The organism is Bradyrhizobium sp. (assembly GCF_035652035.1).
Lineage (GTDB): Bacteria > Pseudomonadota > Alphaproteobacteria > Rhizobiales > Xanthobacteraceae > Bradyrhizobium.
In genome coordinates this window covers 68,916-82,474 of record NZ_DASREO010000002.1, presented here as the reverse complement: position 1 = coordinate 82,474, position 13,559 = coordinate 68,916, and the positions used below count along the sequence as shown (strand labels likewise).

General features: G+C 62.4%; 11 protein-coding genes. 8 read left to right on the top strand and 3 right to left on the bottom strand.

Annotation, left to right across the window (positions count from 1 at the left end; genetic code table 11):
* Positions 1–24: 24 nt before the first annotated feature.
* The 6 genes from VFB05_RS00600 to VFB05_RS00575 all read left to right on the top strand — a co-directional run bounded on the left by VFB05_RS00600 (position 25) and on the right by VFB05_RS00575 (position 5,889).
* Positions 25–1,269 carry an amino acid ABC transporter substrate-binding protein gene (locus tag VFB05_RS00600; protein ID WP_325007629.1) on the top strand — a complete coding sequence of 415 codons (1,245 nt, stop codon included), beginning with the start codon at positions 25–27 and terminating at the stop codon, positions 1,267–1,269.
* Positions 1,270–1,555: 286 nt separating this feature from the next.
* Positions 1,556–2,425, top strand: a complete 870-nt coding sequence (locus VFB05_RS00595; RefSeq protein WP_325007627.1) for a branched-chain amino acid ABC transporter permease — start codon at positions 1,556–1,558, stop codon at positions 2,423–2,425.
* Between the two features lie 2 nt (positions 2,426–2,427).
* Positions 2,428–3,381 carry a branched-chain amino acid ABC transporter permease gene (locus VFB05_RS00590; protein ID WP_325007625.1) on the top strand — a complete coding sequence of 318 codons (954 nt, stop codon included), beginning with the start codon at positions 2,428–2,430 and terminating at the stop codon, positions 3,379–3,381.
* On the top strand, positions 3,378–4,124 hold the full coding sequence (locus VFB05_RS00585; RefSeq protein WP_325007623.1) for an ABC transporter ATP-binding protein: 747 nt from the start codon (positions 3,378–3,380) through the stop codon (positions 4,122–4,124). The genes VFB05_RS00590 and VFB05_RS00585 overlap by 4 nt, the downstream gene beginning before the upstream one ends.
* Positions 4,114–4,857, top strand: coding sequence for an ABC transporter ATP-binding protein (locus VFB05_RS00580; RefSeq protein ID WP_325007621.1), 744 nt, complete (start codon positions 4,114–4,116; stop codon positions 4,855–4,857). The genes VFB05_RS00585 and VFB05_RS00580 overlap by 11 nt, the downstream gene beginning before the upstream one ends.
* Positions 4,858–4,860: 3 nt before the next feature.
* The gene (locus tag VFB05_RS00575; RefSeq protein WP_325007619.1) at positions 4,861–5,889 is read left to right on the top strand and encodes a cobalamin-independent methionine synthase II family protein; all 1,029 of its coding nucleotides are present in this window, start codon (positions 4,861–4,863) and stop codon (positions 5,887–5,889) included.
* 62 nt (positions 5,890–5,951) lie between these two features.
* Here VFB05_RS00575 and VFB05_RS00570 read toward each other — a convergent pair whose 3' ends face one another.
* A complete protein-coding gene (locus VFB05_RS00570) occupies positions 5,952–7,349 on the bottom strand; it encodes a cytochrome C (RefSeq protein ID WP_325007617.1) in 1,398 nt (465 codons plus the stop codon).
* Positions 7,350–7,825: 476 nt separating this feature from the next.
* Positions 7,826–11,104 carry an efflux RND transporter permease subunit gene (locus VFB05_RS00565; RefSeq protein ID WP_325007615.1) on the bottom strand — a complete coding sequence of 1,093 codons (3,279 nt, stop codon included), beginning with the start codon at positions 11,102–11,104 and terminating at the stop codon, positions 7,826–7,828.
* 195 nt (positions 11,105–11,299) lie between these two features.
* On the opposite strand from VFB05_RS00565, the gene VFB05_RS00560 reads away from it, so the two are divergent.
* The gene (locus VFB05_RS00560) at positions 11,300–11,860 is read left to right on the top strand and encodes a DUF3617 domain-containing protein (protein ID WP_325007613.1); all 561 of its coding nucleotides are present in this window, start codon (positions 11,300–11,302) and stop codon (positions 11,858–11,860) included.
* A gap of 11 nt (positions 11,861–11,871) precedes the next feature.
* Here VFB05_RS00560 and VFB05_RS00555 read toward each other — a convergent pair whose 3' ends face one another.
* Positions 11,872–12,891 carry a 1-aminocyclopropane-1-carboxylate deaminase gene (locus VFB05_RS00555; protein WP_325007610.1) on the bottom strand — a complete coding sequence of 340 codons (1,020 nt, stop codon included), beginning with the start codon at positions 12,889–12,891 and terminating at the stop codon, positions 11,872–11,874.
* Positions 12,892–13,033: 142 nt separating this feature from the next.
* Here VFB05_RS00555 and VFB05_RS00550 point away from each other — a divergent pair, with 142 nt between their 5' ends.
* Positions 13,034–13,504: an Lrp/AsnC family transcriptional regulator gene (locus VFB05_RS00550; RefSeq protein ID WP_325007608.1), complete on the top strand. Its 471-nt coding sequence runs from the start codon at positions 13,034–13,036 to the stop codon at positions 13,502–13,504.
* Positions 13,505–13,559: the final 55 nt, after the last annotated feature.

The following is a 13,559-nucleotide window of genomic DNA, read 5'->3' as shown; positions in this document are numbered from 1 at the left end:
AAAAGCATATCCCAGGGAGGAATTATGAAACGCAGAACGTTTCTCGGCGCGGCCATCACCGGCATCGGCGTCTCGTTGATCGGCAAGGCGGGGGCCGATCAGCCGCCGATCAAGATCGGCATGTCAATGCCGCTGACCGGTGGACTGGCGGGGGGCGGCAAGCCTGCGCTGCTCGGCCATGAAATCTGGCGCGACGATATCAACGCCAAGGGCGGGCTGCTCGGCCGCAAGGTCGAACTCATCGTCTATGACGACAAATCAAGCGCATCCGAAACGCCGGCGCTTTATTCCAAGCTGCTCGACATCGACAAGGTCGATCTGTTGTTCGCGCCCTATGCGACGGTGCCGACCGCGCCGATCATGCCGCTGGTCAAGCAGCGCGGCATGGTGCTGATCGGCAACTTCTCGTTCCAGGTCAACAGCAAGATCCACCACGACATGTGGTTCAACAACGCGCCGTGGGGACCGGCCGACGCCTGGGCGTCGTCGTTTCTCGATCTTGGCCAGAAGGCCGGCGGCAAGTCGGTGGCGCTGCTGACCGCCGACCAGGAGTTCGCGCAGAATCTGGCCAAGACCGCGCGCGAAGTCGCCGGCAAGCGCAACATGCCGATCGTGTTCGACCAGGCCTATCCGCCCAATACGGTGGAGTTCTCCTCGATCGTGCGCGCGCTGAGCGCCGCCAAACCCGACATCGTCTATGTCGCATCCTATCCGCCGGATTCGGCGGGCATCCTGCGCGCCGTCAACGAGATCGGCATCGGCGATAACGTCAAGCTGTTCGGCGGTGGCATGGTCGGGCTTCAGTTCGGCCCGGTGATGGCGAAGATGGGCTCGCTGCTTAACGGCGTCGTCAACTTCAATACCTGGCTGCCCGAGCCCGGCATGTTTTTCGACGGCACCAAGGCCTTCTTCGAGGAATATTCGAAACGCGCCGTCGCGGCCAAGGTCGATCCGCTCGGCTTTTATCTCGCGCCGTTCGGCTATGCGTCGGGTCAGATCATCGCGGCGGCCGTCACGGCGACGAACTCGCTCGATCAGAAGGCGATCGCAAAATACCTGCACGAAAGCGAGATCAAGACCATTGTCGGTCCGATTGCGTTCTCGGAGGATGGCGAGCGCAAGGAGACCGCAACCCTGCAGGCGCAGTTCCAGGGCATCGTCGACAACGACATGGATCAGTTCAAGAAGCCCGGCAAGCAGGTCATCCTGTTTCCCGAGAAGCTGAAGTCCGGCAATCTCATCACGCCGTTCGAAGCGGCGCGAAAGTAATCTTCGGGGATTCTTATCCCTCCCCCGCGGGAGCGCGGGGAGGGTGGCCGTCGCGGAGCGACGGTCGGGTGGGGGCGGCTGGTGACATCAAGAAACGGCGGAAGGGATTTTTGAGGACTCCCACCCCGGCTCACTTTCGCTCGCCGACCCTCCCCGCAAGGGGGAGGGAAAAGAAAGTGCCAGCGCAACCGAGCACGATCGATTTCCTACTTGCGGGAAGAGGTAACCCACACGTAGAGCAACGAGTAGCGACTAGAAGGGCGAGGGGAGCCTGAAATTGTTTTCGATGGACCTGCTGCTCCAGTCGGTCGTCACCGGCGTGTTGCTCGGCTGCTTCTATGCGGCCGTCAGCATCGGGCTGTCGGTTTCCTTTGGGCTCCTCGACGTGCCGCATGTGGCGCATCCGGCGTTTCTGGTGATGGCGTCCTACGCGGTTTTCTTCCTCAACGACACCTACGAGATCGATCCGCTGCTGGCGGGTCTCCTGGTCACGCCGCTGCTGTTCTTTTTCGGGCTTGCCGCCTACCGGCTCTATTACGAGACCTTCGAACGCCGCGGTACCGATGCGGCCGTGCGCGGCATCGCGTTTTTCTTCGGCGTCGCCTTCATCATCGAGGTTCTGCTGATCCTGTACTTCGGCGTCGACCAGCACTCCGTCACGGCCTCATACATCGGTAAATCCTGGCGCTTCGGCGGCATGCGGATTCCGCTCCGCCTGATGGTGGCATTTGCCGTCGCGACCGGATTGACGCTGCTCTTGGCCGTCTATCTGTCGCGCACCTTCATGGGCCGGGCGATCCGCGCGGTGGCGCAGGATGAGGAAGCCGTGCGGCTGATGGGCGCCAATCCGGTGCGCATCAAGCAATGGGCGTTCGGGATTGCGACTGCTGTGCTAGGGGTTGCCGGCGCGCTGCTCATTATCGTCGCGCCGGTCGATCCGACGCTCGACCGCGCCTATATCGGGCGCACCTTCTGCGTCGTTGTCATGGCGGGACTCGGCAGCATGACCGGGACGCTGATCGCGGCGATCATTCTCGGCATCTCAGAGACCATCGTGCTCACCATGTTCGGCGCCTCCTGGGCGCCGGCGATTTCCTTTGCGCTGCTGCTTGGCGTCCTCGCCGTGCGGCCGCAAGGCTTGCTCGGCAGGCGATGACCATGAAGCGCAACGCTCTCGCCTTCTGGGGTGCCTGCGTCCTGTTTCTCGCCGCCATTCTGGTGTCGACGGAGCTCGTCGCCAACGAATACTGGTTCTTCGCCGGCTATGTGATCCTGCAATTCATTGTGCTCTCGGTCGCCTGGACCATTCTGGGCGGTTATGCGGGCTATGTGAACTTCGGCACCAGCGCGTTCTTCGGCGTCGGCGTCTATACGGCGGTCTTTCTGGTCAGCACATTCGGCGCCCCGCTTCCCCTTCAGATCGCGGTCGCCGCCGTTGTCGGGGCGATCCTGGGCTTTGCGGTCGGCCTTTTGACGCTGCGCATGCAGGGCATTTTCTTTTCCATCGCCACCATCGCGCTCACCATCATCATCGAGACCACGGTGACCAACTGGCGCGAACTCGGCGGCGCGGCGGGCATCCAGATCCAGCGGCCGCCGGTCAGCCCGCCGTTCCACAGCTATGTGCAGATGCTGGTGTTCGTGCAGGCGCTGCTCGTGGTGCTTTCGGTCGCGATCGCGCGCTACATCCAGAATTCCTGGATCGGTCGCGGCCTGCAGGCGCTTCGCGACGACGAACTCGCCGCCGAATGCACCGGCGTGCCGACGCTGCGGCTGAAACTGACCGCCTGCGTGATCTCGGGCGCATTGATGTGCGCGGCCGGCGCGCCGGCGGCGATGTATCTGCAATACGCCGATCCCGGCTCGGCGTTTAACCTGAACTATTCGGTCTCGGTGCTCGCGATGGCGCTGATCGGCGGCACTGCGCACTGGATCGGCCCCGTGATCGGCGCGATTCTGCTTGGCGTCACCCAGCAATTGCTCGCCGTCACCATCTCCTCGGAAGTCAACGTGCTGGTACTCGGCATCATGCTCGTGCTGTTCGTGATCGGCGCGCCCGAGGGCATCATCGGGCTGTTCCGCAACCGCCGCGGCGCGGAGGGCAAGACATGACCTCCAGCGAGACGACAGAGGCTGCGTTGCTGCGAATCGGCGGACTGACGAAACGCTTCGGCGGCTTCACCGCGCTCGACAATGTCAGCGTCGATATCCGGCCCGGCGAACGGTTCGGGCTGATCGGCCCCAACGGCTCCGGCAAGACGACGCTGATCAACTGCATCTCCGGCGCATTCCGTACCGAGCCATCGACCGTCGTCTTCAATGGCGAGGACATCACGCGCATGCCGCCGCATGTGCGCACGCGGCGCGGGATCGCGCGCAGCTTCCAGATCCCACGGCCCTTCCGCAGCATGACTGTGATCGAGAATCTGATGGTCGCTGCCGACTTCACCGGCGGCCATCTCAGCCTCACGGCTGACGACCACCGCGACCAGGCGATGGCGATCCTTCAGCAGATGGGTCTCGCCAACAAGGCAAACGCGCGCGTGACCGGCCTGAGCCAGGTCGAACTGCGCAAGATGGAGCTCGCACGCGCGATGGCGACGCGACCCAAGCTTCTGATTTCGGACGAGGCGATGGCGGGCCTGTCCGGCTCGGAAGTCGACGAGGTGCTTGATCTTCTGCTCAAGCTCGCGGGCGAATCCATCACCATCATCATGATCGAGCACATCATGCAGGCGGTGATGCGCTTCTCCCAGAGAATCATGTGCCTCGATGCCGGCAAGATCATCGCGATCGGCCAGCCGTCGGAAGTGATGGGCAATGCGCGGGTGCAGGAGGCTTATCTTGGCACTTAGCCTTGCGATCCGCGACCTCGATGCCGGCTACGGCGCGGTGAAAGCGCTGCGCGGCGTTTCGCTCGACGTTGCAACCGGCGAGACGGTGGCGCTGCTCGGCACCAACGGCAACGGCAAGAGCACGCTGATGAAGTGCGTCATGGGTCTGGTGCGGCCGTGGCGCGGCAGCGTATCGCTCACGATCGATGGCACTGCTCACGATCTCTCCAGGATGTCGCCGGAGGCGATCGTCGATCTCGGCGTCGCGTTGGTCCCCGAGGGGCGGCGGCTGTTTCCGCGGTTGACGGTTTCGGAAAATCTCATGCTGGGCGCGTTCCGCCGCGCCGCCCGGGCTGACATCGACCGCAACCTCGCGCTTGCGTTCGATGCCTTTCCGGTGCTGAAGGAGCGCGCCAAACAACTGGCCGGCACCATGTCGGGCGGTCAGCAGCAGATGCTGGCGATCGCGCGCGCGATGATGTCCTCGCCGCGGTTGCTGCTAATCGACGAGCCGTCTGTCGGCCTGTCGCCGCTTCTGGTCTCGCAAATGATCACCAAGATCGGCGAGCTCGGTGAGCGCTTCGACCTCACGGTCCTGATGGCCGAGCAGAACTTCAATCAGGCCGTGCGTATCGCCGATCGCGGCTATATCATCGTGCATGGCGAGATTGTCGTTGCTGCTGATGTCAGCGAGTTGCACGGCAACGATATCGTCAAGCAGCTTTATCTCGGCGGCAGCGTCAAGACAGGATAGCCAATGACAGCAAAACTTCTGCCCACGACCGTTGTCGGCAGCTACCCCCAGCCCGACTGGCTGGTCGACCGCCAGATGCTGTCGAAAGGCGTGGCGCGGGTGCGGCTCGATCTGTGGCGCGTCGCGGAACCCTGGCTCGAACAGGCGCAGGATGACGCGACGCTGCTGGCGATCCGCGACATGGAGCGCGCCGGCATCGACATCATCACCGACGGCGAGGTGCGGCGGGAAAGCTATTCCAACCGATTTGCCACCGCGCTCGACGGTATTTCGATCACCAAGCCCGCCGAGGTGATCTCGAAGGCCGGCCTTGCCACGCCGGTGCCGCGCGTGGTCGGTCCGATCAAGCGCACGCAGGCGGTCGAAACGCGCGACATGGAATTTTTGCGCCGTAACACCGAGCGTCTGGCCAAAATCACGCTGCCCGGTCCGTTCACGATGAGCCGGCAGGCCGTCAACGACTATTACAAGGACGACGACGAGATGGTGATGGATTTCGCCGCCGCGGTGAACGCCGAGGCGCGCGATCTCGAAAAGGCCGGCGCCGACGTCATCCAGCTCGACGAACCCTGGCTGCGTCAGGATCCGGCGGCCGCCAAACGCATCGCGGTGAAGGCGATCGACCGCGCGCTGGAAGGCTTGAAGGTCACGACGGTGGTACATCTCTGTTTCGGCTACGCCGCGGTCGTCAAGGGCGAGAAGCCGGTCGGCTATTCCTTCCTCGGCGAGCTCGCCGCGTGCAAGGCCGACCAGATTTCGATCGAGGCGGCGCAGCCGAAGCTCGATCTCGGCGTGCTCAAAGATTTGTCGCCGAAGAAGATCATGCTGGGCGTGATCGACCTTGCCGATCCCAATGCGGAAACCGCCACTGTGGTCGCGGACCGCATTCGCGCCGCGCTGAAACATCTTCCGCCAGAGCGGCTGGTGCCCGCACCCGATTGCGGCATGAAATATCTGCCGCGCGAGCTCGCCTTTGCCAAGTTGAAGGCGCTCGCTGACGGCGCGGCGATCGTGCGCGCAGCGTTGTCGTGAGGCGCCGTTGCCGACTTCGTACCGCCGGTACCGTCTTGCCAGCGATCGATCACCGCGGCACGTTAAAAAGTTGACCAGAGATAGATCAACAGTGTGTCGTTGTCGCGGGCATTCGTTCCGTTGCCGTCGAAGTTCGTGCTGGCGCCATTGAACTTGTTGTAGGCGATATATTGCAGGCCGACGCGCGAATTGAACCACGGCCATAGTTTTGGAGCGTTGTTCTTGCCGAAGAACTGGTAGGCGATCTCGCCGACAAAGCCGTCGCTGTTCGGGCTGAATGTACGGTTTCCACCATACAGGATGGAATCGGAGCTGCCCCAGGTATTGAAATAGCCGCCGGTCAGGATGACCTTGCCATCAGTGCCATAGCTCAATGAGGCCTGGGTGCGGAATGTATTCAGCGTGTTATTGAGATTGGCGGCAAGACCATTGGCAACGCTGGCGCCGAGCGACTGGTTCTCGTGCAGATAGGTGGAACGCAGCGTCACCCAATAGCCGTCACCCCGGTACTGATACTGCGAGTCCAGCCCGATGTCGGTGAAGCGATTGGTGCCTGCGCCCGGAGTGGCGAGCGGCAAGCCGGTTTCGGCAAGCAGGCCGAATGTTCCTAGTTCGAGCGAGTGCCTGCCCCATTGCTGTTCGAAAGCGGCCCTGAAATAAGGCGCAACACCGTTGATCGGTAGGGTGTTGTCCGGATTGACCCCGAGCGAATTGAGCGCGCCGGGGTTCAGCGTCTGGTAGCCGGCGAGTTCGAGGTAGAGCTGATCGTTGATGAAGGTATAGGCGCCGATACCTAGCACCTGCGCGGCATAGGTTTGGTCGATGAGCGTCTTCGCGGCAGGTGTATTGGCGAGGTTTGATGTCGTGAAGGGATACCCCCATGCCGGCGTGGTATTCCAGGGGTCCTGCACGGTTGGATTGTTGTTCACGGTGACGCCGTAGACCAGCGGCATGCCGCCAATGTCAAAAGTGTTGGCATAGCGCAGGTCGAGATTATCCCATGTGAACAGATGAGCTGCGGGCGGGCCAAACCCTTGCGCATTATAGGTGCCCTGGATAAAGGCGCCGATATGATCGGTGATGGCGCCGCCATAGAAAAGACTGGCGGTCTGGAGCTCGACGTTATCATTCGACTTCAGAAAGGGCGCCGAGCCAGCGGTGTCCTGACCCGTCGCGGTGTGTGTGAAGGATGCGATAGCCTGCACGGACAACGGCAGTGAAGCATCCGGCGTCACCTGGTCCTTGCTCGGAAATGGCGAATTGTAGCCCAGCACCCGTTTGTCCTCCGGGACCGAACGACCGAGCGTATATCCGAGAATCTTGAAACGCCTGCCGAAGGGGGTGAGTTGTGGAAACTCGGTGTGGCATGCGCCGCAACCGAGTCCGGTCTGTCGCGCGAAGCTCGGTAGCGCGGACGCCTGGCGCGGAATGAACAGCTCGAGGATGACGATTGCAAGCAACAGGGCTCCATTCGGCAGACATGCCAAACGGAAGCCCCGAGAACGAGTCTCTCGCGGCATGTGATGCTCCCCACGCAGAAATCAGCGCGAGCTTTCCTTGCGGTCACTCGCGGTCACCGAGACCCCACTGGCGAAAGCTGCGGAGATTTCACCGTACTCAGGACTGCAAAGAACATCGACGCGAATGCGGGCAAGCGTTCGTCCAAAGATGGCGGAGCAGTACGTTTAATCATGTTCATTTGGTGATTGCAGCGACGGACGATGCAACCGGCGGAATGATGCCCGACATTGTAACGCGGGTTGCGCGATGTGTGCTCAACGGGTGAAGACTTTGTGTCACCCGTCGTTCGGCGGCGATACGATGATGTTGTTGCGACGGGCTTGCGAGCGGGAGTTGCCACGCGATGCGGGTGGGACCGGCGGCTGCCGTCTCTCAAGCAGCGCGCAACGCCGAAATGCGTTCGATGGCGACGCGTCTACTCGCCGGGAACCAGACGACGCTCGCGCCGTCGCCGCCGCCAATGCCGCGCGCGATCGAGATAGAGGTAGACCACCGGCGTCGTATAGAGGGTGAGAATCTGGCTCAGGATCAGCCCGCCAAAAATGGCAATACCCAGCGGCTGGCGGAATTCGCTGCCTTCGCCGAGGCCAACCATCAGCGGCACCGCGCCAAACAAAGCGGCCATGGTGGTCATCATGATCGGGCGGAAGCGCATCACGCAGGCCTCGAAGATCGCCTCGCGTGACGACAGCCCGCGCATGCGTTCGGCGTCCAGCGCAAAGTCGATCATCATGATCGCGTTCTTCTTGACGATGCCGATCAGCAAGATCACGCCGATCATCGCGATGATGTCGAATTGGGTGTGCGACAGCATCAGAGCGGCGACCGCGCCGACACCCGCCGACGGCAGCGTCGACAGGATCGTGAGCGGATGAATGTAACTCTCATAGAGCATGCCGAGCGAGATGTAGATCGTGGCGAGCGCCGCCAGAATGAGGAACGGCTCGTTCGCCACCGATTGCAGGAAAAGCTTGGCAGCGCCGCCAAAGCTGCCGCGAATATCGGCCGGCATGCCGATCTTGCTCATCGTCGCCTCGATCGCGGCCGTGCCCGCGCTCAAGGAAACGCCGGGCGGGAGGTTGAAGGAGACGGTCGAGGCAACGAGACCATCCTGATGGCTGACCGAAAGCGGCGTCTCGCCCTCCGCGAAGCGGGCGACGCTTGCCAGCGGAATCATCGTTTCGGCGCTGGTCGAGATCGCCGTTCCGGTCGACGAGGCGCCCTTGCCGGCCGCGCCGATCGAATTGGTCGCCTGGTTTCGCACCGCGTTCGCGACGATCGAACTGAGCGAGTTCGGCTGAGAGCGCGAGGCGACCGTTCCTGCCACAGCGTTGGTCGTTTGCGAACCGCTCGCGGGACCGCCGATGGTGCTGACATAGACGTCCTTCAGGGTCTCCGGATTTTGCCAGTAGTCGGGCGTCACCTCCATGATCACGTGATACTGGTTGCGCTCGACATAGATCGTCGAGACCTGCCGCTGTCCGAAGGCGTCATAGAGCGTGTTGTCGATCTCGCGGACGCTGATGCCGAACTGAGCGGCGGCGTCGCGGTCGATGATGAGGTTGGATTGCAGCGCCTTGTTCTGCTGGTCGCTGGAGACGTCCGAAAGCTGGGGCATGGCCTGAAGCGCTGCGACCAGTTTCGGCGTCCATTCGTTCAGTTCGTCGGACGTCGAGCCTTGCAGGGTGTATTGATAAGCCGCGTTGCCCGTACGCCCGCCGGCGCCGAGGTCGCCGAGCGATTGCAGTGTCAAAGTGGCGCCTGCCACAGCCGAGAGCTGCCCGCGTAGCCGTTCGACCACCTGCTCTGCCGAGACCCCGCGCTCGCTGATCGGTTTCAGTGAGGCGAATACCGTTCCGGTATTGACGCCGCCGGAGCCCGGCCCGCCGCCGCCGGTGAAGCCGAGCGCGGTGTCGACCGCCGGGTCCTGTTTGACGATGTCGATGAATTGCGTGAGCTTCTGTCGCATCAGTTGAAACGAGGAATGTTGATCGGCCTGGATCACCCCCCGCAAAAGACCGGAATCCTGCTGCGGCACAAAGCCCTTCGGGACCACGCGGTAGAGATGGAAGTTCAGGTAGAGCGTCGCGGCCAGTGTCAACATCACCAGCAGCGGGTGGCGTAATGCTATCCCAAGCGTCCAGCGATAGAAGCGCAACATCGCCTCGAAGACGTATTCGCTGATCCGGTAGATGCGCCCATGCGGTTGGCGGCGATCGCCGCGCAGCAAGATGGCGCACATCATCGGCGTCGTCGTCAGTGACACCACGAGCGAAATCGCGATCGCGATCGTGATCGTCATGGTGAATTCGCGAAACAGCCGGCCGGCCAGGCCGCCCATCAACAGGACCGGGATAAACACCGCGACCAGCGACACGCTCATCGACAGAACAGTGAAGCCGACCTCGCGGGAGCCGACAAGGGTGGCCTCCAGCCGCGACAAGCCGGCCTCCATATGGCGGGCAATGTTTTCCAGCACGACAATGGCGTCATCCACAACGAAGCCAGTCGCGACTGTCAGCGCCATCAGCGAGAAGATGTCGAGGGTATAACCCAGTACATACATGACGGCGAGCGTCGCCACCAGCGACACCAGGACGGCTGCGGTCGGAATGAGCGTGGCGCGCGCATCGCGCAGGAAGGCGAACACGACGAGGATCACGAGCGCGACCGCAATCAGCAGCGTGATCTCGACGTCCCTGAGCGAGGCGCGGATCGTCTTCGAGCGGTCGAGGGCAAGATTGACATCGATCGCAGGCGAGACCGACGCCTTGAGTTGCGGCATCAGCGCCTTCACGCGATCGACCATCTGGATGACGTTGGCGCCCGGCTGCCGGTACACGATCATCATCACCGCCGGCTTGCCGTTTGAAAGGCCGAGCGTCCGCACGTTTTCGACCGAGTTGACGACTTCACCGATATCGGCGAGCCGCACAGGCGCGCCGTTGCGGTAGGCGACGATCAGCGGCTTGTAGTCGTCAGCCTTGTTGGCCTGGTCGTTGGAGTAGATCTGGTAGCGCTGGCTGCTGACATCGATGCCGCCCTTCGGGCTGTGCGCATTGGTTGAGGCCAGCGCGGCGCGAACGTCCTCGAGGCCAATGCCGTATTTATAGAGCGCCGGTGGCAACAGCTCGACACGCACCGCCGGCAGCGACCCGCCCTGGACGGAGACCTGACCGACACCTTCGATCTGCGACAGCTTCTGCGCCAGGATGGTCGAGGCGGCGTCGTAGAGTTCCCCCGGCATCAGCGTGTCTGACGTCAGGGTGTAGATCAGGATCGGGGACGAAGCCGGGTTGAGCTTGCGATAGGTCGGATTGGTGCGCAGGCTGGACGGTAGATCCGCGCGGGCCGCGTTGATCGCGGCCTGCACGTCGCGTGCGGCGCCATTGATGTCGCGACCGATGTCGAATTGCAGGGCGATGTTCGCGGAGCCGAGGTTGCTCGACGAGGTCATTTCGGTGACGCTGGCGATCTGGCCGAGATGGCGCTCGAGCGGGCTGGCGACCGTGGTGGCGACGTCCTCCGGGCTCGCGCCGGGCAGCGTCGCTTGCACAAAAATGGTCGGGATGTCGACGTCCGGCAGCGGCGCGACCGGCAGCTTGAAGAACGCGATCACGCCAGCCACCACGAGTCCCAGCGAGAGCAGCGTGGTGGCGACCGGGCGGCGGACGAAGGGTGCGGACAGGCTCATCGGCGCATTCGAAGTCGTTGTGGCCAGCTTCTATCTGGCAACGCTTCGAGGCAAAAGCCACACAATGTCACACGATATCGCCACACGCCTGCCCCAAATCAAGGCCTCGAAACCAGCCTGTTCTCACCCGCGTAATTGTTGCGCGGAGATCGATGATATTGATAGGAAGTTGCCGATGAGACGAGGTCGCTGCAAATGAATTCTTGTAAACGCCGGTTGCCCGGTAACACCGGGTTACACGCTGTGGTCCGTATCGGCGCTGTCCTTGGTTTGCTCGCCGCAGTGCCTGCGACAGCCGAAGATGCGCCTGCGCGCAAGCCGGGCTTGTGGGAAGTCAAGACCTCGATCGACGACCGCGGGCGCGCGGTCACGGTGCAACAATGCATCGATGCCGCGACCGACCAGATGCTGCAATCGAGCACCGGCCCGCTTGCGGCGCCGATTTGCGCCAAGCGTGAGGTGAAGAAATCGGAAGGCGGGATGACGATCGACACGCAGTGCACCTTCAACGGCAAGCCGGCAAGCGCGCATGCAGTGGTGTCAGGCAGCTTCGATTCCGCCTACACCATGACGGTGACGGCAGAAGGTGTCGATCTGCCGGCGACCAGGATGACGATGGACGCCAAATGGCTGGGCGCCTGTGCGGCGGATCAGCGGCCCGGCGATGTCGTCATGGCGGGTGGCGTCAAGGTCAATATCCCGGACTTGCAGAAGCGCGCGGGCGCACCGGGTGCGATGGTGCCGTTCGGCAAGTAGGCCGCGACCTTCTATCCGTTTCGGTAGGTGTAGCTGTAGCCGTTGAGCGCAGGCGCGCCGCCGAGGTGCGCGTAGAGCACCTTGGCGCCATCGGGAAAGAAGCCTTTCCTGACGAGATCCATCATGCCTTGCATCGATTTGCCCTCGTAGACAGGGTCCGTGATCATGGCTTCGGTGCGCGCCGCAAAGCGGATCGCGTCGCTGGTCTCCTTGCTCGGCACGCCATAGGCCGGATAGGCATAGTCGTTCAGGATGACGATTTCGTCGTCGCGCACTTTCCGTCCAAGCTCGACCAGTTCGGCGGTCTGATCGACGATGCCGCGAACCTGCGTGCGAGTCTGCTCGGGGGTTCCTGAAGCATCGATGCCGATCACGCGATGGGCGCGATTATCCGCAGCGAAGCCGACGATCATGCCGCCTTGCGTCGAGCCGGTGACCACGCAGACGATGATGTAGTCGAAGGTGACGCCCATCTGCTTTTCCTGGGCGCGAACTTCTTCGGCGAAGCCGACATAGCCGAGGCCGCCATATTTGTGCACCGAGGCGCCGGCCGGGATGCCGTAGGGCTTGCCGCCGGCGTCCTTCACCGACTGGATCGCTTCTTCCCAGCTCTTGCGGATGCCGATGTCGAATCCATCAGGGACGATGCGGCTCTCGGCGCCCATCAACCGCGTCATCATGATATTGCCGACACGGTCGTACACGGCGTCCTCGTGCGGCACCCAGGTCTCCTGGATGACCACGCACTTCATGCCGATCTTGGCCGCGGTCGCCGCCACCATGCGCGTGTGGTTCGACTGCACGCCGCCGATCGACACCAGCGTGTCGGCGTTAGAAGCAATCGCATCGGGCACGATGTATTCAAGCTTGCGCAGCTTGTTGCCGCCCATCGCAAGACCCGAATTGCAGTCGTCACGCTTGGCGTAGATCTTCACCTTGCCGCCGAGCGCTTCGGTCATCCGCGGCAGGTACTCGATCGGCGTCGGGCCAAAGGTCAGCGGATAGCGTTCGAACTTGTCCAGTCTCAGCATGTCGATCTCCGGGTCAGGCGGCTGCGAGACAGGTGTAGCGAAAATCCCGGAAAAGGTGCTCTCGAATGTTCTTCCCATTTTTTCAAAAATGGCCTATTTGGAACAACAATACAGCTCATTTCTTCGAATAAGGCGCGAAAATATGAAAGAATATTCCACGCTCGATCGCGTCGACCAACGCATTCTCCGGCGTCTGCAACGCGAGGGGCGGATGACCAATGCGGAGTTGGCGAAGGCCGCCAATATCAGCCCCGCGACATGTCACCGGCGGACCCAGCGGCTGTTCGACGAGGGCTACATTCGCTCGGTGCGCGCGGACATTTCGCCTGACAAGGTCGATCGCGGCGCGCTCGTCATTGTCGGCGTGGTGCTCGATCGCTCGACGCAGGAGAGTTTTTCGGCCTTTGAGGCGGCGATCCGGAAATTGCCGTTTGTGCTCGATTGCCATCTGGTCGCCGGCGACTTCGATTTCTTCCTCAAGATCCGCGTCAAGGACATCGCCGATTTCAGATCGTTGCACGGCGAACAGTTGCTGGCGCTGCCCGGCGTCCGGCAGACCCGCACATTCTTTGTCATGAAGGAAGTGGTCGACAACGCGCCGCTCGATTTCTAAGGCCGATGCCGGCGCGTCCGTGGAGAAATACCCGGCGCTCGCTTCGCTCGGGCGC